This window comes from Curtobacterium sp. UNCCL20 (genome assembly GCF_900101675.1).
GTDB lineage: Bacteria > Actinomycetota > Actinomycetes > Actinomycetales > Microbacteriaceae > Curtobacterium.
In genome coordinates, this window is sequence record NZ_FNKG01000001.1 from 777263 (window position 1) to 802031 (window position 24769).

The 24769-nt window shown below is 70.4% G+C and carries 25 protein-coding genes; 22 read left to right on the forward strand and 3 right to left on the reverse strand.

From position 1 onward, the window contains the following. The first annotated feature begins 247 nt into the window (after positions 1-247). Positions 248-1519 (forward strand): M23 family metallopeptidase, encoded by a 1272-nt coding sequence (locus BLT36_RS03900; RefSeq protein WP_092092088.1) that lies wholly within the window; start codon positions 248-250, stop codon positions 1517-1519. A gap of 4 nt (positions 1520-1523) precedes the next feature. Then, positions 1524-3029, forward strand: coding sequence for a C40 family peptidase (locus tag BLT36_RS03905; RefSeq protein WP_139166356.1), 1506 nt, complete (start codon positions 1524-1526; stop codon positions 3027-3029). A 72-nt stretch (positions 3030-3101) separates the two neighbouring features. On the opposite strand, the gene BLT36_RS03910 is transcribed toward BLT36_RS03905, so the two are convergent. Then, complete coding sequence (locus tag BLT36_RS03910; protein ID WP_070417329.1) at positions 3102-3593, reverse strand: inorganic diphosphatase; 492 nt, start codon at positions 3591-3593, stop codon at positions 3102-3104. A 63-nt stretch (positions 3594-3656) separates the two neighbouring features. On the opposite strand from BLT36_RS03910, the gene tilS reads away from it, so the two are divergent. From tilS to BLT36_RS03985, 16 genes are all read left to right on the forward strand, one after another. Then, a complete protein-coding gene (tilS, locus tag BLT36_RS03915) occupies positions 3657-4679 on the forward strand; it encodes a tRNA lysidine(34) synthetase TilS (protein ID WP_092092092.1) in 1023 nt (340 codons plus the stop codon). 24 nt (positions 4680-4703) lie between these two features. Further along, on the forward strand, positions 4704-5255 hold the full coding sequence (hpt, locus tag BLT36_RS03920) for a hypoxanthine phosphoribosyltransferase (protein ID WP_092092094.1): 552 nt from the start codon (positions 4704-4706) through the stop codon (positions 5253-5255). Between the two features lie 134 nt (positions 5256-5389). Further along, on the forward strand, positions 5390-7375 hold the full coding sequence (gene ftsH / locus BLT36_RS03925; RefSeq protein ID WP_092092096.1) for an ATP-dependent zinc metalloprotease FtsH: 1986 nt from the start codon (positions 5390-5392) through the stop codon (positions 7373-7375). Between the two features lie 6 nt (positions 7376-7381). Beyond that, positions 7382-8350: a dihydropteroate synthase gene (gene folP / locus BLT36_RS03930; RefSeq protein WP_175529471.1), complete on the forward strand. Its 969-nt coding sequence runs from the start codon at positions 7382-7384 to the stop codon at positions 8348-8350. Beyond that, positions 8347-8745 carry a dihydroneopterin aldolase gene (folB, locus tag BLT36_RS03935; protein ID WP_092092098.1) on the forward strand — a complete coding sequence of 133 codons (399 nt, stop codon included), beginning with the start codon at positions 8347-8349 and terminating at the stop codon, positions 8743-8745. The genes folP and folB overlap by 4 nt, the downstream gene beginning before the upstream one ends. After that, positions 8742-9344, forward strand: coding sequence for a 2-amino-4-hydroxy-6-hydroxymethyldihydropteridine diphosphokinase (gene folK, locus BLT36_RS03940; protein ID WP_092092100.1), 603 nt, complete (start codon positions 8742-8744; stop codon positions 9342-9344). Before folB ends, folK begins: the two co-directional genes overlap by 4 nt. Beyond that, the gene (locus BLT36_RS03945; protein WP_092092102.1) at positions 9341-9832 is read left to right on the forward strand and encodes a DUF3180 domain-containing protein; all 492 of its coding nucleotides are present in this window, start codon (positions 9341-9343) and stop codon (positions 9830-9832) included. The genes folK and BLT36_RS03945 overlap by 4 nt, the downstream gene beginning before the upstream one ends. A gap of 78 nt (positions 9833-9910) precedes the next feature. After that, positions 9911-10432, forward strand: coding sequence for a PH domain-containing protein (locus tag BLT36_RS03950; RefSeq protein WP_092092104.1), 522 nt, complete (start codon positions 9911-9913; stop codon positions 10430-10432). Positions 10433-10440: 8 nt separating this feature from the next. Further along, the gene (locus tag BLT36_RS03955; protein ID WP_092092106.1) at positions 10441-12201 is read left to right on the forward strand and encodes a PH domain-containing protein; all 1761 of its coding nucleotides are present in this window, start codon (positions 10441-10443) and stop codon (positions 12199-12201) included. Further along, a complete protein-coding gene (locus BLT36_RS03960) occupies positions 12198-12890 on the forward strand; it encodes a Rossmann-like and DUF2520 domain-containing protein (protein WP_175529472.1) in 693 nt (230 codons plus the stop codon). The genes BLT36_RS03955 and BLT36_RS03960 overlap by 4 nt, the downstream gene beginning before the upstream one ends. A 40-nt stretch (positions 12891-12930) precedes the next feature. After that, positions 12931-14433, forward strand: coding sequence for a lysine--tRNA ligase (lysS, locus tag BLT36_RS03965; RefSeq protein ID WP_092092108.1), 1503 nt, complete (start codon positions 12931-12933; stop codon positions 14431-14433). Positions 14434-14461: 28 nt separating this feature from the next. Continuing rightward, a complete protein-coding gene (locus BLT36_RS03970; protein WP_092092110.1) occupies positions 14462-14665 on the forward strand; it encodes a hypothetical protein in 204 nt (67 codons plus the stop codon). 66 nt (positions 14666-14731) lie between these two features. After that, a complete protein-coding gene (locus tag BLT36_RS18590; RefSeq protein WP_175529473.1) occupies positions 14732-14875 on the forward strand; it encodes a hypothetical protein in 144 nt (47 codons plus the stop codon). Positions 14876-14938: 63 nt separating this feature from the next. Next, positions 14939-15112, forward strand: a complete 174-nt coding sequence (locus BLT36_RS18595) for a hypothetical protein (protein ID WP_175529474.1) — start codon at positions 14939-14941, stop codon at positions 15110-15112. A 341-nt stretch (positions 15113-15453) separates the two neighbouring features. Next, positions 15454-16524, forward strand: coding sequence for a sigma-70 family RNA polymerase sigma factor (locus BLT36_RS03980; RefSeq protein WP_092092113.1), 1071 nt, complete (start codon positions 15454-15456; stop codon positions 16522-16524). Between the two features lie 599 nt (positions 16525-17123). Further along, entirely contained in the window at positions 17124-18635 is a 1512-nt protein-coding gene (locus BLT36_RS03985; RefSeq protein ID WP_139166357.1) for a hypothetical protein, read from the forward strand. Here the strand turns inward: BLT36_RS03985 and BLT36_RS03990 are convergent. Continuing rightward, entirely contained in the window at positions 18586-19518 is a 933-nt protein-coding gene (locus BLT36_RS03990) for an NAD(+)/NADH kinase (RefSeq protein ID WP_092092117.1), read from the reverse strand. The genes BLT36_RS03985 and BLT36_RS03990 overlap by 50 nt on opposite strands. A 70-nt stretch (positions 19519-19588) precedes the next feature. Between BLT36_RS03990 and BLT36_RS03995 the strand changes: the two genes are divergently transcribed. Both BLT36_RS03995 and BLT36_RS04000 read left to right on the forward strand, forming a co-directional pair. Beyond that, positions 19589-20065, forward strand: coding sequence for a Clp protease N-terminal domain-containing protein (locus BLT36_RS03995; RefSeq protein ID WP_092092119.1), 477 nt, complete (start codon positions 19589-19591; stop codon positions 20063-20065). Between the two features lie 177 nt (positions 20066-20242). Further along, positions 20243-22759 (forward strand): ATP-dependent Clp protease ATP-binding subunit, encoded by a 2517-nt coding sequence (locus tag BLT36_RS04000; RefSeq protein WP_092092121.1) that lies wholly within the window; start codon positions 20243-20245, stop codon positions 22757-22759. Positions 22760-22846: 87 nt separating this feature from the next. Here BLT36_RS04000 and BLT36_RS04005 read toward each other — a convergent pair whose 3' ends face one another. Continuing rightward, positions 22847-23299, reverse strand: coding sequence for an SRPBCC family protein (locus tag BLT36_RS04005; protein WP_092092123.1), 453 nt, complete (start codon positions 23297-23299; stop codon positions 22847-22849). A 74-nt stretch (positions 23300-23373) separates the two neighbouring features. Here BLT36_RS04005 and BLT36_RS04010 point away from each other — a divergent pair, with 74 nt between their 5' ends. Both BLT36_RS04010 and BLT36_RS04015 read left to right on the forward strand, forming a co-directional pair. After that, positions 23374-23916: an amino-acid N-acetyltransferase gene (locus tag BLT36_RS04010; RefSeq protein ID WP_175529475.1), complete on the forward strand. Its 543-nt coding sequence runs from the start codon at positions 23374-23376 to the stop codon at positions 23914-23916. Between the two features lie 64 nt (positions 23917-23980). Beyond that, complete coding sequence (locus BLT36_RS04015) at positions 23981-24682, forward strand: hypothetical protein (protein ID WP_092092125.1); 702 nt, start codon at positions 23981-23983, stop codon at positions 24680-24682. Positions 24683-24769: the final 87 nt, after the last annotated feature.

Genomic DNA, 24769 nt, shown 5'->3' on the forward strand with positions numbered 1-24769 from the left:
CACAAATCGAGGGCCGTGCGACCAGGATCCCCGGCGTGTCGCCCTGGTGGGCCGGGGGTGCGGGTCTTCACTCACCGTGGGGCTCCAGGCCCCGATTCGTGCTGTCGATGATCGAATGCGACCATCGTCGTCGTCCCCGTACCCCTCGTGCGAGGGGGTGTGCGGGTGCGACACCTGTTGTTACTGTTGCGCTTGTTAACAGTGTTACGTGCGTGAGCCTTGCCGCGCTGTTACGAAATCGAGACACATGTCGACCTCACCATCGCCGTCACTCCGCCCCCGTCCCCGCCGCCGCTTCATCGCCGCCGCGGTCGCCGTCGCGCTCACCGTCGGCACCCTCGGGGCGCTCGCTCCGGTGACCTCGGCCAGTGCGGCGTCGTACCCGAGCTGGTCGGACGTCGAGAAGGCGAAGGCATCGAAGTCGGCGCAGCAGGCGAAGGTCACCGAGATCAAGGCCCTCATCGCGGACCTCTCGTCGAAGGCCACCGCGGCGAAGAAGTCCGCCGAGGCAGCCGGTGCCGCGTACCAGACGGCGCAGACGAAGTACGACGACGCGACCCTGAAGCAGCAGAAGCTCCAGCAGCAGGCGGACGACGCCGAGAAGACCGCATCGGCGTCCGAGGAGCAGGCGGGTCAGCTCGCCGCGCAGCTCGGCCGGGCGAGCGCGAACGACGTCACGACGGACATCCTCACGCACCCGTCGAAGTCGGGTGACCTGCTCTACGAGCTCGGTGCGATGTCGAAGCTCAGCGAACAGGCCGACGGCATCTACTCCCAGGCGTCGCAGGACCGCGGGGTCGCCCAGGGCCTCGCCGACAAGGCGGACCTGGCGAAGCAGGCCCTGGGGAAGCTCGCCGACGCCGCGCAGCAGAAGATGCAGGAAGCCCAGGCCGCGGCCGACTCGGCGCAGTCGGCGGTGGAGGCGCAGAGCGACAACCAGGAGCGGCTCGAGTCGCAGCTGACCCTGCTCACGACGAACGAGTCGAACGTCGAGGCGCGCTACAACAAGGGCGTCCAGGTCGAGAAGGCACGGCAGGCGGCACTCGCGGCCGCGGCGGCGAAGGCCGCGGCCACGAGCTCGGGCGGGACGGGCGGCGGTTCGCCGAACTCCTCCGGCTGGGTGCGTCCGGCCGGCGGCTACCAGACGAGCCCCTTCGGCTACCGCGTCGATCCCTACACGCACTACCGCGCACTGCACGCGGGCGTCGACCTCGCTCCCGCCTGCTACGCCCCGATCTACGCCGCCCACTCGGGCACGGTGACCTTCGCGGCGAACGGTGGCGGGTACGGCAACGAGGTCGTGCTCGACAACGGCGGCGGGGTCTCCACCGCCTACGGGCACATCGTCGACGGCGGCATCCTCGTCTCGGTCGGTCAGCACGTCAGTGCCGGCCAGCAGATCGCGAAGATCGGCTCGACCGGCTGGTCGACCGGGTGCCACCTCCACTTCGAGACCCGGGTGAACGGCTCCGCCGTCGACCCGGTCCCCTTCATGGCAGCGCGGGGGATCTCGGTATGACCGTGTGCGCGCCCGAAAGGCCCTGACCCTCGTGAAGCACTCCGCTCGCACCCTGTCCTGCGGGATCGCGGTGATCGCCGTCCTCGGGATCGGCCTCACCGGCATGATCGCCGGCCCCGCCCAGGCGGCACCGTCCGCCCCGAGCTGGGACGACGTGCGAGCGGCGAAGGCCGACGCGGCCGACGCGCAGTCCACCGTCGACGAGCTGAGCACCCGCCTGCAGTCGCTGCAGGACGCCGCCGACGAGGCGCAGGTCGCCGAGCTGCAGGCCGGGCAGACCTACGCGCTCGCGTCGTCGCAGCAGCAGGAGGCGCAGTCGACGCTCGACGACCTCAGTGCGCAGGCGAAGCGGGCGAAGCGCAAGGCGGACGACTCCGCACGGCAGGTCGCCGGCCTGGTGGTCGAGCTGTCCCGCACCGGCGGTGGGGACCTGTCGACCTCGATGCTCATCGACGCGTCCGACTCGAAGGACCTGCTCTACCGCGTCGGCACGATGACGCACCTGTCCGAGCGTTCCGCGACCGTCCTCGCCGAAGCCCGGACCGACCAGAACACCGTCGACTCGATCGCCGCGCAGCAGTCCGCGGCGACGAAGGCCCTGGCGAAGGCGACCGACACCACCAAGCACGCCCTCGACGACGCGAACGACACCGCGGCCGCAGCGCAGTCCCGTGTCGAGAAGGAGCAGGCGCAGCAGGCCGAGGTCCTCGAACAGCTCGCGTTCCTCAAGGGCACGAGCGTCCAGACCGAGACCGCGTACTGGAGCGCCCAGCAGGCCAAGCGGGCCGAAGCGCAGCTCGCATCGCAGACCAACGGCGACGCCGGCAGCAGCGGCGGGACCCAGACCGGCGGCACCGGCAGCACCGGTAGCACCGGCGGCGGCCAGACCGGCGGCACCCAGTCCGGCGGCGGCCAGACGGGCGGCACCGCCACCACCCCGACGAAGAACTCCGGCGGCACCTCCACGCCGAACACCCCCGCGAAGCCGAACACACCGGCCGCCCCCGCGAAGCCGGCGACCCCGGCCCAGCCCGCGGCCCCCGCGAAGCCGGCCACCCCGGCGAAGCCGAGCACCCCGGTCACGACGCCGACGGCCCCGGCGGCGCCGAGCACCCCGTCGCGGGCAGCCGGCGCCATCGCCTACGCCCGTGCGCAGATCGGCGACGCCTACGTCTTCGGCGGTGCCGGCCCCAACCAGTGGGACTGCTCGGGCCTCGTGATGATGGCCTACAACTCGCAGGGCATCGCGACCGGCGGCCACAACGTCGTCTGGCAGTACAACTACTTCAAGTCGATCGGGCGCCTCGTCCCGCTGTCGCAGCGGCAGCCCGGCGACATCCTGTTCTACTCGTCGAACGGCAGCGTCTCCGGCGCCTACCACGACTCGATCGTGACGAGCTACGGCACGATGGTCGAGGCGGCCAACCCGCAGCGCGGTGTGCTCGAGCGGGCCATCTGGACCCCGAGTCAGCTGCTGCCCTACGTCGCGCGCCCGAGCGGCTCGCTCTAGCGACCGCACCCACGACGAGAACGGCGCCCGCCCTCCGTCAGGAGAGCGGGCGCCGTTCGTGTCAGCGGTGCGTCAGTGACCGGCGGGCACGTACGCGGCCTGGCCGGCCGTGACGATCGCCTCGGCCTCGGCGGCGTCGCCCCAGCCCTCGGCCTTGACCCACTTGTTCGGCTCGAGGTCCTTGTAGCGCTCGAAGAAGTGCGCGATCTCGGCCTTGGTCTGCTCGTCGACGTCCGAGATGTCCTGGATGTGCGCCCAGCGCGGGTCCTTCGCGGGGACCACGAGGACCTTCGCGTCGTTGCCGGCCTCGTCGCTCATCTTGAAGACGCCGACCGGGCGGACCTTCACGCCCACGCCGGGGAACGTCGGGTACTCGAGGAGCAGGAGCGCGTCCACGGGGTCACCGTCGTCCGCGAGGGTCTTCTCGAAGAACCCGTAGTCCGTCGGGTACACGAACGACGTGAACAGCACGCGGTCGAGGTACACGCGCCCGGTCTCGTGGTCCACCTCGTACTTGTTGCGGCTGCCCTTGGGGATCTCGACGACGACGTCGTACGCTGCCATGTCTGCTCCTGTGTCCTCTTCGTGGTCTGTCGGTGTGTCCGAAAGCGCGGCTAACGTTACCGGGTGAACACTCCGCGTCCCCGGCTCGACCCCGCGGTCGCCGACACCCGCCGCGCGGTCCGCGTCCTGCTCGCGCAGGCGCTCGACGAGTCGGTGGTCCGTCCGGGCGACCTCGTCCTCGTCGCGCTGAGCGGCGGACCGGACTCGCTCGCGCTCGCCGCGGCCACCGCGTTCGAGGCGCCGAAGCAGGATCTGCGGGCCGGCGCGGTGGTCGTCGACCACGCGCTCCAGGTGGGCTCCGAGGCGGTGGCGAGCCGCGCCTCCAGGCAGGCGTCCGAGCTGGGACTCGCACCGGTGACCGTCCGTCGTGTCGCCGTCGGTTCCGCAGGGGGTCCCGAAGGGGCCGCCCGGGAGGCACGACACGCGTCCGTCGCGCAGGTCGCGGCCGAGACGGGGTCGCCACTCGTGCTCTTCGGGCACACGCTCGACGACCAGGCCGAGTCGGTCCTGCTGGGGCTCGCCCGCGGGAGCGGGCCGGACTCGCTCTCCGGTATGGCGCCGCTGGCGCGCCGCGCCGAGGGGCCGGCCTACGGACGACCGCTGCTCGGGGTCCGGCGGCACACGACCAGGCAGGCCTGCGCTGCTGCCGGGCTGGCACCGTGGGACGACCCGCAGAACGACGACCCGGCGTTCGCCCGTGTGCGTGTGCGGCACACGCTGCTGCCCGCGCTCGAGCGGGAACTCGGTGCCGGTGTGCCGGAGGCGCTCGCCCGCACGGCCGACCAGCTCCGCGAGGACTCCGCGGCGCTCGACCACTTCGCCGAGGAGATGGCGGAGGACCTCGCCGAGCACTCCGAGGCGGGCATCTCGCTGTCGGTGCGCGAGCTCGCGGCCAACCCGCCGGCGCTCCGGCAGCGGCTCGTGCGACTGGCGGTGGAGAGCGAGTTCGGGGTGACGCTGTCCCGGGTGCAGACGCTCGAGGTGTGCCGGCTCGTGACGGAGTGGAGCGGACAGGGCCCGATCGACCTGCCGGGTGTCCGGGCGTCGCGCAACGGGGACCGGCTGGAGTTCGCCGCGGGACAGTGACCCCCGGGCGGTTAGGCTGGGGCGGTGGAACTCTCCGACGTCCAGGCAGACCTGTCCGAAGTCCTCTTCACCCCCGAGCAGATCGACGACAAGCTCGCCGAACTCGCCGCGGTGGTCGACACCGACTACGCCGGGCGTGACCCGCTGCTCGTCGGCGTCCTCAAGGGTGCCGTGATGGTGATGGCCGACTTCTCGCGCCACCTGAAGATGCAGGCGCGGATGGACTGGATGGCGGTGTCGTCGTACGGCTCCGGCACGAAGTCGTCCGGTGTGGTCCGGATCCTGAAGGACCTCGACACCGACCTGCACGGCCGCGACGTCCTCATCGTCGAGGACATCATCGACTCCGGGCTGACGCTGTCCTGGCTCAAGCAGAACCTCGAGTCCCGCGGCGCCGCCAGCGTCGAGATCGTGGCGCTCCTCCGCAAGCCCGAGGCGGCCAAGGTCGAGGTCGACGTGAAGTACGTGGGCTTCGACATCCCGGACGAGTTCGTGGTCGGCTACGGCCTCGACTACGACGAGCGGTACCGCAACCTGCGCGGTGTGGGCGTGCTCGCGCCCCACGTCTACTCGTAACCCGTCCAGGGGGGACTGGCCCCGGGTGGAGTTCGCCCGCAGAGGACACCCATTCTCGCCACAGAATCGCAGCCGTATGCTGACCTCCACGCAACTTCGGCAGAGAAAGGTGTCGGGCGCTCTGCCCGGATCACATGGACTTCAAGCGCATCCTCCGCGGGCCGTACATCTACGTGCTGATCGCGATCGTGGGGATCTGGATCGGCTGGGCCGTGATCAGCCAGTCCGGCACTCAGCAGATCAACACGCAGAAGGGCCTCGAGCAGCTCTCCGACGGCAAGGTCTCCTCCGTGGTGGTGAACTCCACGGAGCAGCGGGTCGACCTCACCCTGAAGGACGGCAACGCGCACGAGCAGTTCTACTACTCGACGCCCCGCGGTGAAGAGGTCATCCAGGCCGTCAACGACGCGAACCTGCCCAAGGGCTACAACGACACGGTTCAGCAGTCGAACTGGTTCCTCTCGCTGCTCGGCATCCTCCTGCCGTTCCTGATCATCGGCGCCCTGTTCTGGTTCCTCCTGTCGAGCGCCCAGGGCGGCGGCTCGAAGGTCATGCAGTTCGGCAAGTCCCGGGCGAAGATGAACAACAAGGAGAACCCGCAGGTCTCCTTCTCCGACGTGGCCGGTGCCGACGAGGCGATCGAGGAGCTCCAGGAGATCAAGGAGTTCCTCAAGGAGCCGGCGAAGTTCCAGGCCGTCGGCGCCAAGATCCCGAAGGGCGTGCTGCTGTACGGCCCTCCCGGAACCGGCAAGACGCTCCTCGCTCGCGCCGTCGCGGGTGAAGCGGGTGTGCCGTTCTACTCGATCTCCGGTTCGGACTTCGTCGAGATGTTCGTCGGTGTCGGCGCGAGCCGCGTCCGTGACCTGTTCGAGCAGGCGAAGCAGAACTCCCCGGCCATCGTCTTCATCGACGAGATCGACGCCGTGGGTCGTCACCGTGGCGCCGGCATCGGCGGCGGCAACGACGAGCGCGAGCAGACGCTGAACCAGCTCCTCGTCGAGATGGACGGCTTCGACGGCAAGACGAACGTCATCCTCATCGCCGCGACGAACCGTCCGGACGTGCTCGACCCGGCGCTCCTCCGCCCCGGCCGCTTCGACCGTCAGATCGGTGTCGACGCCCCGGGTCTCGCCGGTCGCAAGCAGATCCTCGAGGTGCACGCCAAGGGCAAGCCGCTCGCCGCGAGCGTCGACCTCGAGCTCCTCGCCCGCAAGACGCCGGGCTTCACCGGTGCCGACCTGGCGAACGTCCTGAACGAGGCCGCGCTCCTGACTGCCCGTTCGAACGCCCAGCTCATCGACAACCGTGCCCTCGACGAGGCGGTCGACCGCGTGATGGCCGGCCCGCAGCGCCGTACCCGGATCATGTCCGACCAGGAGCGCCTCATCACCGCCTACCACGAGGGCGGCCACGCACTCGCGGCGGCGGCCATGCGGCACACCGACCCGGTGACGAAGATCACGATCCTGCCCCGCGGCCGTGCCCTCGGGTACACGATGGTGCTCCCGCTCGAGGACAAGTACTCCGTCACCCGCAACGAACTGCTCGACCAGCTCACCTACGCCATGGGCGGCCGCGTCGCCGAGGAGATCGTCTTCCACGACCCGACCACGGGTGCGTCGAACGACATCGAGAAGGCCACGGGCACCGCACGCAAGATGGTCACCGAGTACGGCATGAGCCGTGCGGTCGGGTCCGTCAAGCTCGGGTCGGGCTCGAGCGAGCCGTTCGTCGGCCGTGACATGAGCGGTGGCACGAGCCGCGACTACTCGGAGAACATCGCCGAGACGGTCGACGCCGAGACCCGTGCCCTGCTCGAGGCAGCGCACGACGAGGCCTACCAGGTGCTCAACGACAACCGCGACATCCTCGACCGCCTGGCCGGCGAGCTCCTCGAGAAGGAGACGCTCGACGCCCCGGAGCTCGTCGAGATCTTCAAGGACGTCCGCAAGCTGCCGGAGCGCCCGCAGTGGCTGTCGAGCGACAAGCGACCGGTCAGCAACCTGCCCGCGATCGAGGTGCCCGGCAAGGCCGCCTCGACCGCAGCCGAGCAGTCCGACACCGAGTCGTCGAAGCCCCGTCGCCGTCCCTTCGGCAACCCGGGTATCGCCCCCGCGTAGGCCGGCATGACCGACCTGCCGACGAGACGGTCGCGTCGGCTCGCCGAGGTGAGCCAGGCGCGCGCCGCAGCCGCCGAACCGCCGACGGTCGCGATCGACCTCCGTGCACCAGCACCGGTGCCGGAGATCGTGACCGGCCGGCGGCGGGACCGTGAGCTCCCCGTGGACGACCGCACACGGGTGATGGGCATCCTAAACGTCACCCCCGACTCGTTCAGCGACGGTGGGCTCCACCAGGCCTACGACGCCGCCGTCGAGCACGCACGCGAGCTCGTCGCAGCCGGCGCCGACCTCGTCGACGTGGGTGGCGAGTCCACCCGCCCCGGGGCCGAGCGGGTGCCGGTCGACGTCGAGCAGGAACGCGTGCTCCCGGTCGTCCAGCAGCTCGTCGCCGAGGGCATCGCGGTGAGCGTCGACACCATGAACGCCGCCACCGCCGAGCGTGCGGTGGACCTCGGCGCCGTCATCGTCAACGACGTCTCCGGCGGTCTGGCCGACCCGGACATGGCCCGCGTCGTGCGCGACAGCGGCGCCGGGTTCGTCGTCATGCACTGGCGCGGCCACAGCGACCGGATGTACCGGAACGCCGAGTACACGCACGCCGTCGAAGAAGTCCGCCGCGAGGTCGAACTCCGCGTCGCGGAGCTCATCGTCGTCGGTGTCCGCCAGGAGCAGGTCGTGATCGACCCGGGCCTCGGCTTCGCGAAGCAGGGTGTCCAGAACTGGGAGATCCTCGCCGGGTACGAGCGCTTCGCGTCCATCGGGCTCCCCGTGCTCGTCGCCGCATCACGGAAGCGGTTCCTCGACGGCGTCGGCAGTGCTGCCGGCGCCCCGCCGAAGGACCGCGACCTCGCCACCGCCGCCATCAGCCTGCTCGCCGCCGAACGCGGCGCGTGGGGTGTGCGCGTGCACGACCCGGCACCGACCCGTGCCGTGCTCGACGTCTGGGACGCCTGGAGGGCAGCTCGATCGTGAGGGACACCATCCGACTGACCGGGGTCCGCGCGCGCGGCCACCACGGGGTCTTCGACCACGAACGCAACGACGGCCAGGACTTCGTCGTCGACGTCGCGGTCGAGGTCGACGCACGCGTGGCCTCCGGCACCGACGACCTCGACAACACCGTGCACTACGGGGTGCTCGCCGAGCAGGTCGTCGCCGAGATCGAACGCGACCCGGTCGACCTCATCGAGACCCTCGCGGAGCGGATCGCCGCCGCCGTGCTCACGCACCGTGCGGCGCTCGCGACCGAGGTCACGGTGCACAAGCCGCAGGCCCCGATCACGGTCCCGTTCACGGACGTGTCGATCACCATCCGGCGCACCCGCGGTGCCGATCGGTCCGAGGGCACGCTCGAGGAAGAAGAGTGAGCCGGGCCGTCATCGCCCTCGGTGCGAACCTCGGCGACCGGGGGAGCACCCTCCGTGCCGCGGCGACGGCGATCGCGGCGCTGCCGGGTGTCGAGCCGGTGGCGTCCAGCCGCGAGGTCGAGTCGGTCGCCGTGACGCTCGACGGCCTCGACCCGACGAAGCCCCGGTACCGGAACGCCGTCGTGGTCGTCGACACCGAGCTCGAGCCGCAGGACCTCCTCGACGCGCTGCACGGCATCGAGGACACCCACGGCCGCACGCGGGAGGTCCGCTGGGGCGACCGCACGCTCGACCTCGACCTGGTGGCGTACGACGAGCTGACGATCGACACGGAGACCCTGACGGTCCCGCACCCGCGTGCCGGGGAGCGGGCGTTCGTGCTCGCGCCGTGGGCCGACGCCGACCCGGGCGCCGTGCTGCCGGGTGCCGGACCGGTGGCCGACCTGCTCGCCGCACTCGGGGACGACACCGAGCGCGTCGACGAGCCGCGGCTCTTCGACGAGCCGACCAGTGCCTCCAGGCCGACGACGGCGACGACGCCGGAACCGACGACGCCGGCACCGACGGCGACGGAACCGACGACGGAGACGCAGCCGTGAAGCCCACCCGTGCCTCCACGCTCATCAGCATCGCCGTCGTGGCGGCGGTGGGCGGCTTCGCCCTCGACGCGGTCCTCGCCTCCCGCCAGGCCCCCACGCTGTTCCTGTCGACCCCGCTCGGCATCACCCTCGTCTTCATCGGCATCGCCGTCGTCCTGATGGCCCGACCGGTCCGTCGGCACGCCCGCGACGGCGCCGCACGCCAGCGCCCCGTCGACCCGCTCTACGCCATCCGGGTCGTCGTCCTCGCGAAGGCCTCCAGCATCGGCGGCGTGCTCTTCGGCGGGTTCGCGCTCGGGCTGGTCGTGTACCTCCTGACCCGGTCCGCGTTCCCTTCGCTAGGCTCGACCCTGCCGAACGTCGTGGCGGTCGGGGGTGGGCTCGTGCTGACCGTGTGCGCGCTCGTCGCCGAACGCATGTGCATCGCACCCCCGAGTGACGATGACGACGACGACCTCCCCCGCGGGGGCACGACCTCGGCGCACTGAGCGCACCGGGACGACCGGCGCGCACCGACCCGACCGAGGCGCACCGAGGCGCACCGACCCGACCGCAGGAGACCCGCGATGCCGCGTGAACGACTCGACGAGCCGGGCCTCGGCCTGACCGGCACCACCTGGACCCGGGTGTCACCGAAGCTCGTGTGGACCGAACTCATCACCACCGTCGTCATCGGACTCGTCGTCACCGCGGGCTGCGTCCTCATCGCCGTGGTGAGCGGCGGGTTCGAACGCACCGCCGGCACCGTGTGGTGGTGCATCGCGATCGTCGTGTTCGTCATCGCGGCCGTCACCGCCGCCCTGACCCCGCGTCGCGTCCGAGCGATCGGCTACGCCCTGCGCGACGACGACCTCGTGCTCCGCCGGGGGCTGATGTGGCAGCGCTTCACCGCCGTGCCGTACGGGCGCATGCAGCTCGTCGACGTGAACCGTGGGCCGCTCGACCGTGTCCTCGGCATGAGCGAACTGAAGTTCGTGACCGCCGCCGCCTCCACGAACGTCCGGATCCCGGGCATCCCCTTCGCCGACGCGGACGACCTCCGCGACCGCCTCGTCGAGCTCGCCGAGTCCCGGCGTGCCGGACTGTAGGGCCGGCCGTGACGTTCCGACCCGGCCCGCCGCCCCCGGCCCCCGAGACCCGGGGCAACGCGGCTGCGGCAGCACCGCTCACCGACGGTGAGTGGCACCGCCTCCACCCGCTGACGCCGCTCCTCAAGGGCGGGATCTTCCTCATCGTGATCCTCGGCTACGTGCTGAACAGTCTGCGCGACCAGGTCGTCGAGTTCTTCATCCCCGGCAGTGGCCCACAGGAGGACGGCGACCCGGTCCGCTACGTGTACGAGCACGGCGTGGTCGGCTGGGTGCTGCTCGGCATCGTCGTGCTCCTCGTCGTGCTGATCGGGCTGTTCTACCTGTCCTGGCGGATGCACGAGTTCCGCGTCACGGGCGAGATCGTCGAGGTCCGCTCGGGCGTCCTCTTCCGCACGAACCGCAAGGCGCGGCTCGACCGGATCCAGGGGATCAACATCTCGCGCCCGCTCGTCCCGCGTGTGTTCGGCACCGCCAAGCTCGAGATCGCCCAGGCCGGCAACGACGCCAACGTGCAGCTCGCCTACCTCGGTGCGAAGGCCGCGGACGACCTGCGGCAGCGCATCCTGGTGCTCGCGTCGGGGGCGAAGGAGGACGAGGACGGCACCGGTCCGGTCCGCGCCTCGAACGGCCGGCTGATGGACCACGTGGACCAGGTCTTCGCGCCGGAGCTCGACCCCGCCGCCGTGCACGCCACCCGCATCGTCAAGGTGCACCCCGGCCGGCTCATCGCGTCGATGCTGCTCTCCGGCACGACGGTGTTCATCCTGCTCGCGATCGCGGCGATGATCGTCAGTGTCGCGCTCACCGGCGAGTACGGCATCCTGTTCGGCCTGTTCCCCGCGGTGATCGGTGCCGGCGGCTACTACGTCCGGAAGTTCTCCCGCTCGCTGCAGTACACGATCGCCGAGACCCGGGACGGCATCCGGATCGGGTTCGGCCTCGTCTCGACGTCGAACGAGACCCTGCCGCCCGGACGCATCCACGCCGTGAGCGTCGCGCAGCCGCTCCTGTGGCGGCCGTTCGGTTGGTGGGACGTCCGGATCAACCGGGCGACGAACGCCGGCAACGGTGCGTCGAACAACCAGCAGGTCTCGTCGATCGTGCTCCCGGTGGGGACGGCGGCGGACGTCCGCGTCGTCCTCGACATCATCCTGCCCGGACTCGTCGGCACCGCCGTCGCCGGCCCTGCCGCGTCGCAGGAGCAGCTCCGCGAGGGCGCGTCCGAGGCCGTCGACGTGGTCGACGACAGTCTCACCACCTCGGGTGACCGCGGCGGTTTCGTGCACTCCCCGCGCCGCGGCGCGTGGCTCCGCCCGCTCGCGTTCCGGCGGAACGGGTACCGCTTCGTGCCCGGTGCCGTCCTGCTGCGGCTCGGCGCCGTGTGGCGGTCGCTGGTGATCGTCCCGCTGCCGCGCGTGCAGAGCGTCAAGGTGTCCCAGGGGCCGCTCGAGCGTGCGCTCCGGCTCGCGTCCGTGCACGTCCAGACCGTGCAGGGTCCCGTCACCGCCCACGTCGGCACGCTGGACGCGCACGACGCGCAGCAGCTGTGGGCCGACACCGCGGGGCGGGCGGTCGAGGCCGCTGCGGCGGACACCTCCCACCGGTGGCGCGAACGGGAGGCCCGGCAACCCTCCGCCACCCGCCCTGCGGACGCGCACACGGCCGGCTCCGGTGCCCCTGCCGGGCCCGGACCGGACCACCGGACCGGCACCGTGCCTCCCGGCTCGTCCTGGAGCGACGTCCCACCCCCGGGAGCCGCACGATGAGAGCCGGGCGGCTGGGGATCGGCGTCGTCGGATCCGGACGTGTCGGCCCCGTCCTCGGAGCCGCCCTGGCGAACGCCGAGCACGCCGTGATCGGGGTGACCGCCGTGTCCGAGGCGAGCCGGGACCGCGCCGAGGCGATGCTGCCCGGCGCACCCGTCCTGGCGACCCCGGACCTCGTCGAGCGGAGCGAACTCGTGCTCCTCGCGGTGCCGGACGACCAGCTCGCAGGACTCGTGCAGGGCCTCGCGGACGCCGGCATCTGGCAGCCCGGGCAGCTCGTCGTGCACACCAGCCCGGACCACGGCGTCGGGATCCTCGCACCCGCGATGGCCGCGGGAGCGATCCCGCTCGCGATCCACCCGGCGATGGCGTTCACCGGCACCAGCGTCGACCTCGGACGGCTCCGTGAGGCGTACTGCGCCGTCACCGCACCGGCACCCGTGCTCCCGATCGCCCAGGCACTCGTCGTCGAGATGGGCGCCGAGCCCTTCGTCGTCACCGAGCAGGACCGACGCGCGTACGCCGACGCCGTCCGCGCCGCCGTGAGCTTCTCGACCGCCATCGTGGACCAGTCCGCCGGCACGCTCTCCGGCATCGGGGTCGAGCACCCCGGCCGGGTCCTCGGTGCCCTGGTCCGCTCCGCCGTGGACAACGCGCTCGCCGCCGCTGACGGGCAGGCGGCGCTGTAGCATTTCGGGGACCCCCACGACCCATCGGAGCCGCACCACCATGAGCGAAGAGACCGCCGCAGACGTCCTGTCAGCCGAAGAGACCAGCGAACAGCGTCAGGTCCGGCTCGACAAGCGTGCGAAGCTCCTCGAATCCGGCGTCGACGCGTACCCGGCCGAGCTCCCGATCACCACCACGATCGCCGAGGTCCGGTCGCAGTACGGACAGCTCGAGACCGGCGAGGAGACCCAGGACCTCGTCGGTGTCGCCGGGCGCATCGTGTTCTCCCGCAACACCGGCAAGCTCTGCTTCGCGACCCTGCAGTCCGGCGACGGCTCCCGCATCCAGGCCATGGTGTCCCTCGCCGAGGTGGGTGAGGACTCGCTCGCACGGTGGAAGGAGTTCGTCGACCTCGGCGACCACGTGTTCGTGCACGGCCGCGTGATCTCCTCGCGCCGCGGCGAGCTGTCGATCATGGTCGACGAGTGGGCGATGGCGGCGAAGGCGATCCTGCCGCTCCCGAACCTGCACAACGAACTCAACGAGGAGACCCGCGTCCGGCAGCGCTACCTCGACCTCATCGTGCGCGAAGAGGCACGGGCCACGGTGCGCGCCCGCGCCGCCGTGATGTCGTCGCTGCGCCAGACCTTCGCCGGCCACGACTACCTCGAGGTCGAGACCCCGATGCTGCAGACCCAGCACGGCGGCGCCTCGGCCCGGCCCTTCGTCACGCACTCGAACGCGTTCGACACCGAGCTCTACCTCCGCATCGCGCCCGAGCTGTTCCTGAAGCGCGCGGTCGTCGGCGGCATCGACCGGGTCTTCGAGGTGAACCGCAACTTCCGGAACGAGGGTGCCGACTCGACGCACTCGCCGGAGTTCGCGATGCTCGAGGCGTACCAGGCGTACGGCAACTACGAGCAGATGGCCGACCTGACGCAGGAGCTCGTGCAGAACGCGACCCGTGCGGTGACCGGCGGCCCGCTCGAGGTGACCCTGGCCGACGGCAGCACCTACGACCTGGGCGGCGAGTGGCCGCGCATCGACATGTACGGCTCGCTGGCCGAGGCGGCCGGTCGCGAGATCACGCCCGAGACCCCGCTGGCCGAGCTGCAAGCGCTCGCCGCGGCCGAGGGCGTCGAGGTCGCGCACGCCACCCACGGCAAGTACGTCGAGGAGCTCTGGGAGCACTTCGTCATCGACTCGCTCGACCGCCCGACGTTCGTGATGAACTTCCCGGTCGACACCTCGCCGCTGACCCGCGAGCACCGCACCCGTCCGGGCATCGTCGAGAAGTGGGACCTCTACGTCCGCGGGTTCGAGCTCGCGACCGCCTACTCCGAACTCGTCGACCCGGTGGTGCAGCGCGAGCGGTTCGTCGACCAGGCGCGACTCGCGGCCGGTGGCGACCCCGAGGCGATGCGCGTCGACGAGGAGTTCCTTCGGGCACTCGAGCACGCGATGCCGCCGTCGGGTGGCATGGGCATGGGGATCGACCGACTGCTCATGGCGATCACCGGGCTCGGCATCCGCGAGACGATCCTGTTCCCGCTCGTCAAGTGAGCACAGCCGGGCGAGGTACCATGCTCCGGTGCCGCATGGAGTCGTGACCGGAGTCATCTTCGCCCTGACGCCGACCGTCGTGGTCGGCCTCATCTTCTGGTTCGTGATGCGTGCCATCATGCGGGCCGACCGTTCCGAGCGTGCCGCGTACGCCAAGGTCGAGGCCGAGGAGCGCGCCCGCTTCGAGCGCGAGCACGGCGTGCCGGCGCCGGCACCGGCGTCCGCCGAGTAGCCCGCCCGGTTCCACCGGCCGTCCGACTTCACCGCCCGTTCACCGGACGGTGTGACCCTGGCGCGCATGCACGCACGACCCGGCGACCCCGGCCGACCCGACGACCTGTCGCTCGACGACGAGGACGCGTTCGGGCACCCGGTCATCGGCGACCCCGGCCGTGACGACGCGGTCTGGCCGAACGGCGACGAGGACGACATCGACGTCTGAGCGTCCGGACCTCGTCACCGGCCGTTCACCCGGACGTCGCGTGCCGGGGTGAGCATCGTCCGCATGTCCATCACGCAGATCATCACCGGCCGGAGCGCCGTCGTCCCCGCGCGCGGCAGCGTCTTCACCGGCCGGAGCCTGGTCGGCGACATCGAGAGCGAGTACGACGAGTTCGACCGCGACGCCGACCTCGAGGTCTCGAAGCGTCGCGAAGGGTGGCTCGAGCCCTCCTGGTGACCCCCATCTGCTCCTGCTTCGGGGTACGACGACCGGATCGCAACGATCCGCGGAGTCGTACCCCTTTTTTGTGTCCGCTCGACGCAACACCGCGGGGTACACCATCGGAAACGAGCAAGAAACACCGATGCAATGCCGGAAACATCGCGACATCCCCTTGCTCGCGGGCCATCCGGGGGACCAGACTGACGACACGCTGTACCCCTCGGGGGACGGTTCCGATGACGAAGCACGGAGATCCCTGGGAATCGATCTGATCGGTTTGTGGGGTACACCTCGCGACCGCTTTACTCGTGAACACCCCACCGAGGCCAACACCGTCGAACGCAGGGAGAGTCATCATGACGATCGCAACCGCAGCACCGAAGACGACGACCACTGGCACCACCGCGCGCCGGAACACCAAGAAGACGGCAGCGAAGTCGCCCGTCGCCGCGGTCGAGACCACCACGCTCGACACCGAGGTCGAAGCCGACGAGCAGCTCGCCGGTGTCCGCGGCGCCTCGGTCGACCAGGTCGGTGACTACCTGCGTCACATCGGCCGCCTCTCGCTCCTCACCGCCGAGGAAGAAGCCGAGATCGCCCGCCGCATCGAGGTCGGGCTCTTCGCGGAAGAGAAGCTCAACACCGAGGCCGGCCTCCCGAAGACCCTCCAGCGTGAACTCCGCTGGCTCGTCCGCGACGGTGAGCGCGCCAAGGAGCGCATGATCACCTCGAACCTCCGCCTCGTGGTGAGCATCGCGAAGCGGTACTCGCAGCGCGGCCTCCCCTTCATGGACGTCATCCAGGAGGGCAACCTCGGTCTGGTCCGCGCGGTGGAGAAGTTCGACTTCACGCAGGGCTACAAGTTCTCGACGTACGCCACCTGGTGGATCCGTCAGGCCATCTCGCGTGGTCTCGCCGACAAGGCCCGCACGATCCGCATCCCGGTGCACACCGTCGAGCTGATCAACAAGATCTCCCGCACCGAGCGCGACCTGACGGTGGACCTCGGCCGTGCGCCGATGCCCGACGAGGTCGCGGCCGAGCTGAGCATGAGCGTCGAAGAGCTCGTGGACCTCAAGGGCCGCTCGCACGAGCCGGTCTCCATCCACACCGTGGTCGGTGACTCGGACGACAGCGAGCTCGGCGACTTCATCGAGGACGAGGACGCCGCGTCGCCGAACGAGCTCACCGAGACCACGCTCCTGCACCGCGACATCCGCTCCATCGTCGCCGAGCTGCCGAGCGACGAGGCGAACGTGATCCGCATGCGCTACGGCCTCGACGACGACAAGCCGATGACGCTCGACGAGATCTCGAAGATCGTCCACACGACCCGCCAGGCGGTCAGCCGTGTGGAGTCCCGCGCGAAGCTCCGCCTCTTCGCCAAGGCGGTCTCGCAGGACATGCAGCTGTACCTGACCGACTAGGGCAGGGTGACTTCGGCCGGCGCGCGAGTGCCGGCACGGGGAAACCGGGTCGTTCCGTGGGAAGGCGATCCGGTGGGGTGATGGGACGGCCCGCTCAGGCACCGCCTGGGCGGGCCTTCGTCTGTCCGCGGCGGCCTCGCACGCGAGTGACCGTGGGCGTCGTCGCTCGGCGCTCACGCGGTCGGTGCGCACGAGCAGCACGGCGCCGATGAGCAGCCAGAACAGGATGCCAGCGGCGAAGAACCCGACGGCGAGCGTGGGCTGCCCGATCGTGGTGAGCGACTGGGCTGTGAGCAGCGATGCGGCAACGGTGGGGAGCAGGGAGCCGACGGCGGGGACCAGCGCTCCGAACGGACCGAACACCGGGTGACGGAGATCGTCGCGGACCGCGCGGACACCACCCGGACGCGCGAGGTACCGGATGATCGTGATCAGCCATGCGAGGGTCGCCACGCCCCAGAGCGCCTCGGCGACCACCCTGGGTGACCCGAGCTCGACGAACGCCGCAGTCACGCAGAACCGAACCACCCATGCTGGTTGTTCCTCCAGATCACGCCGTGGGTCCCGGGTCCTCGATCCTGCGCCGGTAGATTGACGCCGTGGGTCAGATGAGCGCCGTCCGTGATCGTGTCCGGACCTGGCTGTGGGCGCACCCGTGGGCCGGGTTCACCGTCCTGTGCGCCGTCGTCTTCATGCTGGCCGCCTCGGTCGCGCGGGCGTTCACGTACCCGCCCCTCAACGGTGGTGACGAACCGGCCCACCTCGACTACGTCCTGACCGTCTGGCACGCGCACCTGCCCGTCTTCGAGAAGGGCATCACCTACCACGCCCCGTTCGGAGCGACCACGCCCGTGCAGTGGGTCGCACAGCACCCGCCGCTCTACTACCTCGTGCTCGCCCCCGTGGTCGGACCGCTCTTCGACGGCGGACACCCGCTCGCCGCGGTGATGGCCGGACGCCTGATGAGCGGGCTGATGGCCGGCGGCGTCGTGGTCGCCTCGGCGTGGGCGGCCTGGCGGTGCTTCCCGGGCGCACGGCGGCTGCCCGGCGGGGTCGCCGTGGTGACCGCCCTCGCCGGGATGCTCATCCAGCAGGGCGGCTCGATCTACAACGACGTGCTCTTCGTCCTGCTGTCGGTGCTCGCGTGCGGGATCGCAGGTGCTGCGCTCCGGTCGGGCGTCGGTCCCGGGCTCTTCATCGCCGCGGCCCTGGTCGGTGCCGCGGGCATGTCGACCCGGATCTCGTTCGCGATCTGGCTCGTGGCGCTCGTCGTCGCCCTGGTGCTGGCTCGACGTGTCCGCCTGTGGGGGCTCGAGGGCGTCTGGGCACGAGTCATCGCCGCGGCCGCTCCGGTCGTCGCTGCCGCCGCCGCGTCGGGCTGGTTCTACGTCCGGAACAAGCAGCTGGCCGGCAACTTCAGCGGTCGCCACGCCGAGTGGGGCATCGAGAACTTCCGCCGCCACGTGGTGCCGATCCCCGAAGTCGCGACCGACCACGACTTCTGGGCGGGCATCTTCGCGATCTACCGCGGTGTGCTGTCCGTCGACGGGGCCGTGCAGTGGGTCCTGATGATCGGGCCGATGCTGCTCGCCGCGGTCATCGGCATCGTCGAGCTGCGCCGCCGCCGGTCGACGGCGACCGCGAGCGCACCCGCCGCTGGCCGCTCCGACGAACGAGACCAGCGCCGGGACCGCACGGCGACGCTCCTCATCGTCGCGATGTTCGTCGCCGTGTCGGCCCTCTTCACCGTCATCGAGCTCGACTACGTGCACGGTGGCGGCGCTCCGAACACCCGCTACTCGCTGACGATCCTGCCGATCATCACCATCGCCATGGCCGCGGGCCTGACCGCCCTGCGCCGTGCCTCCGGACCACTCGTGACGCTGTGGATCATCGTGGCCTTCGTGCCGTACTGGTCCCTCGTCGACCTGCACGTCGCGGGCATCGTGCCGCACGCCGCCCGGATCGAGCAGCTGATGTTCGCCGTCTCGGTCGTCGCCGCGGTCGGCTGCGCCGTCGGCGCGTTCCTCGACGGCCTGCGCCGACCCATCGCCCCCGCTGCTACTCCTCGACCTCGCGATCGAGCTTCTGCCGCAGATCCTGTGGGATGAGCTCGATCAGCTGATCGGGGCGCACCGGCAGGTCGAGCAGGCTGAGCTTCACACGCCCGGTCCGACCGTGCCGCTCGGCGTCGAGGCGAACCACGCTGCCGGCGTCCTTCCGGAGCCGGATGTCGAGCTGCGCCCCGGTGGCGACCTCGCCGACCACGAGTCCGTCGACCTCGAGCGCTGCGCTCCGGGTGCCCTCGGCGATGTCGAACCGGTAGCGCTCGCGGGCGGCGAGCACCACGGAGCGGTCGATCCCGGCCATCGGCGCGACCGGGGTCACGACGGAGCCGGACAGCGCGGGGGAGAGCACCGGGCCACCGGCGGCGTAGTTGTACGCGGTGGAACCGGCCGGGGTCGCGGCGACGATGGCGTCCGCACGGTAGTACCCGTACCCGAGTCCGCCGACGCTGAGGTCCGCTGACACCTGTCCGGCTCCGGGTCGGCGCACGATCGTCAGGTCGTTGAACGCGAGGTAGTCCGTGCGCGCACCGCTCCAGGACAGCCGGGCCTCGAGCGCGTGGTGCGGCTCGAGCTGGTAGTCGCCGGCGGACAGCCGTTCGAGGGCGGCCTCGAGCTCGGGCGGTTCGATCTCCACCAGGAAGCCGACGTTGCCGTAGTTCACGCCGAGCACCGGCACCGGGCGCTTCGCGACGAGCCGCATGGCCCCGAGCATCGTGCCGTCACCGCCGAGCGCGACGACGAGGTCGACCGTCTCGGTGAAGTCCTCGTCACCGATCACGTCGACGCCGCCGCCGATCCGCTGCGCGTCGGCACGGCGGGCGACGAGCCGTCCGCGTCCGGAGGCGTTCCAGCGCTGCAGGGTCACGACGGACTCCTGCACGTTCTTGGTCGGGTGGACGACGAGGCCGACGACGGGCTGCTCCATGCACGGATCGTACCGATTGCACCCGGGACGTCCTCTGGCGCACACGGTGATCACCAGATATTCTGCATGTATGCAGACCGCCGCGCTCTCCGTCCCCGTGCCCACCCTCCGGCACGGCCGCGAGATCGTGCTGCTGGCCGAGCAGGAGTCCCGCGAGACCGGGTTCGGCTTCCTCGACGCCGAACACCTGCTCATCGCCGCCGTCACGCTGTGCGGCGGGATGCCTCGCTTCGACCAGGCGCTCGACGCGCACGGCGTCACCCCCGACCGCGTCCGGACGGCCTCCAGCGCGTTCGTCGGGGCCGGTTCCACGGGTCCGGTGTCGGCGGACCGCGTCACGTGCACGCCCGCCGCCGCCCGGGTGCTCGCCCGCGCCGCGCAGCTCGCCGGGCCCGCTGCGCGCGTCCGACCGCACCACGTCCTGCTCGCGGTCCTCGACGGCATCGACGACCCGTTCACGGGTGCCGCGCACGACGTCCTCGAGCAGCTCGGTGTCGACGCGCGCCGGTTCCGACGTGCGCTGCGCCGCGCAGCGCGGCAGGCGTAGTCGACGGGGACCCATCGGCGGCCGGGTGCGCGGTGCCGAGTGGCCCGCCCGTCCGCTCTCCGCGCACATCCCGCAACGAGGTCACGCCCACGGCGAACAGGGGGAGCCACCGGGGGGAGCGCTGGTTACTCTCGATGTACGTCACCGGTCTTCCACGAGTCCGGCAAGGGAGAGCACATGTTCGAGAGATTCACCGACCGAGCCCGTCGTGTTGTCGTCCTCGCTCAAGAAGAAGCGAAGATGCTCAACCACAACTACATCGGCACCGAGCACATCCTCCTCGGCCTCATCCACGAGGGCGAGGGCGTCGCCGCGAAGGCGCTGGAGTCGCTCGGCATCTCGCTCGATGCCGTCCGCGAGCAGGTCCAGGACATCATCGGGCAGGGCCAGCAGCAGCCGACCGGGCACATCCCGTTCACGCCGCGCGCCAAGAAGGTGCTCGAGCTGTCCCTGCGCGAGGCGCTGCAGCTCGGCCACAACTACATCGGCACTGAGCACATCCTGCTCGGCCTCATCCGCGAGGGCGAGGGTGTCGCAGCCCAGGTCCTCGTCAAGCTCGGCGCCGACCTCAACCGGGTCCGCCAGCAGGTCATCCAGCTCCTGTCCGGCTACCAGGGCAAGGAAGCGGTCGCCGTCGGCGGCGAGCAGCAGCAGAACGCCCAGCAGGGTTCGCAGGTCCTCGACCAGTTCGGTCGGAACCTCACCCAGGCTGCGCGCGACGGCAAGCTCGACCCCGTCATCGGGCGCGAGAAGGAGATGGAGCGGGTCATGCAGATCCTCTCCCGCCGCTCCAAGAACAACCCCGTCCTGATCGGTGAGCCCGGCGTCGGCAAGACCGCCGTCGTCGAGGGCCTCGCCCAGGCGATCGTCAAGGGCGACGTGCCCGAGACGCTGAAGGACAAGCAGCTCTACTCGCTCGACCTCGGGTCGCTCATCGCCGGGTCCCGCTACCGCGGTGACTTCGAGGAGCGCCTCAAGAAGGTCACGAAGGAGATCCGCACCCGCGGCGACATCATCGTCTTCATCGACGAGATCCACACGCTGGTCGGTGCCGGTGCTGCCGAGGGCGCGATCGACGCCGCGTCGATCCTCAAGCCGCTCCTCGCCCGTGGTGAGCTCCAGACCATCGGTGCCACCACACTCGACGAGTACCGCAAGCACTTCGAGAAGGACGCCGCACTCGAGCGTCGCTTCCAGTCGGTGCAGGTGAACGAGCCGTCGCTGCCGCACACGATCAACATCCTCAAGGGACTGCGCGACAAGTACGAGGCGTTCCACAAGGTGTCCATCACCGACGGTGCGATCGTCTCGGCCGCGAACCTGGCGGACCGCTACGTGCAGGACCGGTTCCTGCCGGACAAGGCCATCGACCTGATCGACGAGGCCGGCGCACGCCTGCGTCTCTCGATCCTGTCGGCGCCGCCGGAGCTCCGCGAGTTCGACGAGAAGATCTCGACGGTCCGCGGGCAGAAGGAAGCCGCGATCGAGGAGCAGGACTTCGAGAAGGCCGCGTCGCTCCGTGACGAGGAGAAGAAGCTCCTCGGCGAGCGTCTCCGCCTCGAGAAGCAGTGGCGTGCGGGTGACGTCGCCGCGTCCGGCACCGTCGACGAGGGCATCATCGCCGAGGTCCTGGCGCAGGCCACGGGCATCCCGGTGTTCAAGCTCACCGAAGAGGAGACCTCGCGTCTCGTCTTCATGGAGAAGGCACTGCACCAGCGGGTCATCGGTCAGGAAGAGGCCATCTCGGCCCTGTCCAAGACGATCCGCCGCACCCGTGCCGGCCTGAAGGACCCGAACCGCCCCTCGGGGTCGTTCATCTTCGCCGGCCCGACGGGCGTCGGCAAGACCGAGCTCGCCAAGGCACTCGCCGAGTTCCTCTTCGACGACGAGGGTGCACTGATCTCCCTCGACATGTCGGAGTTCGGCGAGAAGCACACCGTGTCCCGCCTGTTCGGTGCCCCTCCCGGGTTCGTCGGGTTCGAGGAGGGCGGCCAGCTCACCGAGAAGGTGCGCCGCAAGCCGTTCTCCGTGGTCCTGTTCGACGAGATCGAGAAGGCCCACCCGGACATCTTCAACTCGCTGCTGCAGGTCCTCGAGGAGGGTCGTCTGACCGATGGTCAGGGCCGCGTGGTCGACTTCAAGAACACCGTCATCATCATGACCACGAACCTCGGTTCGCAGGGCATCGCCGGTGGCCCGGTGGGCTTCCAGGTCGAGGGTGACTCCGGTGTCGGCTACGACCGCATGCGCTCGAAGGTGAACGAGGAGCTCAAGAAGCACTTCAAGCCCGAGTTCCTCAACCGTGTCGACGACACGATCGTGTTCCCGCAGCTGTCGCAGCCCGAGCTGCTGCAGATCGTGGACCTCTTCGTGAAGCGTCTCTCGGACCGTCTGCTCGACCGCGACATGACGGTGGAGCTCACCCTCCCCGCCAAGGAGCAGCTCATCAAGGTCGGGTTCGACCCGGCACTCGGTGCCCGCCCGCTCCGCCGCGCGATGCAGCACGAGGTCGAGGACCAGCTGTCCGAGCACATCCTGCAGGGTGAGCTCAACGCCGGTGACCACGTGAAGGTCGACTTCGCCGACGGCAAGTTCCTGTTCGAGACCGGGCGTCAGCCCGGCCGCGAGGAGGTCCTCGCCGGGGCTGCCGCCGTCGAGACGGCAGACGCCCCGCAGGGCGAGATCGAGTCCTAGGACCCAGCCCCAGACAGACGGGAGGCGCGGTGCCAGCTGGCACCGCGCCTCCCGTCTGTTCGGTGTCGCGTCTCCGACACGTGACGGCTACGCGTCGACGTCGCCACGCCAGCCGGGCTGGGTGGGGGCGTTCTCGACGCGCTCCTTGTAGTTCTGCAGGTCCTTCTTCACGGCGTGACCGCCGACGCCGACGGCGGAGCCGAGCTTCTCGAGGAAACCGGTCGGCTCCCAGTCGATCTGCGCGGTCACGCGGGTCTCGTCGTCGGACAGCTTGTGGAAGGTGACGACACCGGCGTGGTCGGTCTCGCCGTCCTTGACCGTCCAGGCGACCCGCTCGTCAGGGTGCTGCTCGGTGATGACGGCGCGGAACTCGCGCTCCTGGCCCGCGACCTTGACGGTCCAGTCGGTGGTGGTGTCGTCGACCTGGACGATCTTCTCGACCTCGTCGAGGAAGTGCGGGAACTCCTCGAAGCGGGTCCACTGGTCGTAGGCCTGACGGACGGGGACGTTGACGTCGACGGTTTCGATGATCTGAGGCATGACCTGGACGGTAGGCGGCGGTGGCTGGACGGCGTCCAGGGCGGTGTCCCCCGGGGCGCACTAGGCTGACGAGGATGACTGAGCACGGGAAGCACGCGTTCCACGAACGGGACGAACACGGCATCCTCGTGCGTCCCGCACTCGCGTCCGACGTGCCGCACATCCAGCGGCTCATCTCGCCGTACGTCGACCGGCGCATCCTGCTCGGCAAGGAGAACGTCGCCCTGTACGGGTCGATCCAGCAGTTCCGGATCGCCGAAGGGCCCGACGGCGTGCCGATCGGCTGCGGCGCCCTCGCTGTGTTCTGGGACGACATCGCCGAGGTCCGCACCCTCGCGCTCGACGCCGACTGGATCCACAAGCGTGTCGGCCACCGGATGCTCGAGGCGCTCGAACACGACGCCCGCGAACTCGGGGTCGCCCGGATCTTCTGCCTCACCTTCGAGGTCGACTTCTTCGCGAAGCACGGGTACCTCGAGATCGGTGAGAGCGTCGTGTCGCCGGACGTCTACGCCGAGCTGGTTCGTTCGTCGGACGAAGGGGTCGCGGAGTTCCTCGACCTCGCCCGGGTGAAGCCGAACACACTCGGCAACACCCGCATGCTGAAGATCCTCTGACGCTTTCGGGCCACCCTCGGCGGGGTTCCCGCACCGGCATCGCACCGTTGCCTAGCCTGTGCGCATGTCGTCGTTCCGTCACCCCGTCGGGCCCGAGAAGCCGGGCGTCTACTGGCGCCGCCGTGCGGCGGTCGTCGGGGTGCTCCTGCTGATCGTGGTCGTCGTCGTGCTCATCGTCGTCGGGCGGGGCAGCGGGGCGACCTCGGCGGCGTCTGTTCCGTCTGCGTCTGCATCGTCTGCGTCTGCATCGTCTTCGGGTGCTGCTCCTGGTGGGTCATCGTCCGCAGGAGGGACGCCTGCCGCGTCAGCGTCGCCGCGTTCGACCCCGTCGGCATCGTCGTCGGCGGCCGCCGCTGGCAACGGGTCGACCTGCTCGAAGGACCAGATCGTCCTCACCCCCGTCGTCGACAAGACCGCCTACGGCCCCACCGAGGACCCGAAGATCGCGATGTCGATCAAGAACACCGGGTCGAACTCCTGCCACATGGACCTCGGGTCCTCGCAGCAGGTCCTCACGATCAGCTCCGGCGAGGAGCAGTACTGGTCCTCGAAGGACTGCCAGACCGGCGGCACCAACCAGGACGTCACGATCAAGGCCGGACAGACCCTGACCACGCCGGCGATCGCCTGGGACCGGACCCGGTCGTCGACTGCCACGTGCGACTCGTCACGGCCGTCGGTGACCGGCGGGGGAGCGAGCTACCACCTGCAGGTCGCCGTGGGGAACCTCGAGTCGAAGAGCTCGGTGCAGTTCATCCTCGACTAGGGCCGGGTCCTCGGCGCGTTCTTGGCTGGCACGGCCTCGTCGCCGGCACAGCGCCTTCGCTCGGAAACGAGAACGGCCCCGTCGTCC

Excerpts from the sequence above, each read along its gene's own strand:
- BLT36_RS03900 (WP_092092088.1), top strand. The coding sequence starts at position 248 with ATGTCGACCTCACCATCGCCGTCACTCCGCCCCCGTCCCCGCCGCCGC.
- BLT36_RS03910 (WP_070417329.1), bottom strand. The coding sequence starts at position 3,593 with ATGGCAGCGTACGACGTCGTCGTCGAGATCCCCAAGGGCAGCCGCAAC.
- ftsH (WP_092092096.1), top strand. The coding sequence starts at position 5,390 with ATGGACTTCAAGCGCATCCTCCGCGGGCCGTACATCTACGTGCTGATC.
- folP (WP_175529471.1), top strand. The coding sequence starts at position 7,382 with ATGACCGACCTGCCGACGAGACGGTCGCGTCGGCTCGCCGAGGTGAGC.
- BLT36_RS03950 (WP_092092104.1), top strand. The coding sequence starts at position 9,911 with ATGCCGCGTGAACGACTCGACGAGCCGGGCCTCGGCCTGACCGGCACC.
- BLT36_RS03960 (WP_175529472.1), top strand. The coding sequence starts at position 12,198 with ATGAGAGCCGGGCGGCTGGGGATCGGCGTCGTCGGATCCGGACGTGTC.
- lysS (WP_092092108.1), top strand. The coding sequence starts at position 12,931 with ATGAGCGAAGAGACCGCCGCAGACGTCCTGTCAGCCGAAGAGACCAGC.
- BLT36_RS18590 (WP_175529473.1), top strand. The coding sequence starts at position 14,732 with ATGCACGCACGACCCGGCGACCCCGGCCGACCCGACGACCTGTCGCTC.
- BLT36_RS18595 (WP_175529474.1), top strand. The coding sequence starts at position 14,939 with ATGTCCATCACGCAGATCATCACCGGCCGGAGCGCCGTCGTCCCCGCG.
- BLT36_RS03980 (WP_092092113.1), top strand. The coding sequence starts at position 15,454 with ATGACGATCGCAACCGCAGCACCGAAGACGACGACCACTGGCACCACC.
- BLT36_RS03990 (WP_092092117.1), bottom strand. The coding sequence starts at position 19,518 with ATGGAGCAGCCCGTCGTCGGCCTCGTCGTCCACCCGACCAAGAACGTG.
- BLT36_RS03995 (WP_092092119.1), top strand. The coding sequence starts at position 19,589 with ATGCAGACCGCCGCGCTCTCCGTCCCCGTGCCCACCCTCCGGCACGGC.
- BLT36_RS04000 (WP_092092121.1), top strand. The coding sequence starts at position 20,243 with ATGTTCGAGAGATTCACCGACCGAGCCCGTCGTGTTGTCGTCCTCGCT.
- BLT36_RS04005 (WP_092092123.1), bottom strand. The coding sequence starts at position 23,299 with ATGCCTCAGATCATCGAAACCGTCGACGTCAACGTCCCCGTCCGTCAG.
- BLT36_RS04010 (WP_175529475.1), top strand. The coding sequence starts at position 23,374 with ATGACTGAGCACGGGAAGCACGCGTTCCACGAACGGGACGAACACGGC.
- BLT36_RS04015 (WP_092092125.1), top strand. The coding sequence starts at position 23,981 with ATGTCGTCGTTCCGTCACCCCGTCGGGCCCGAGAAGCCGGGCGTCTAC.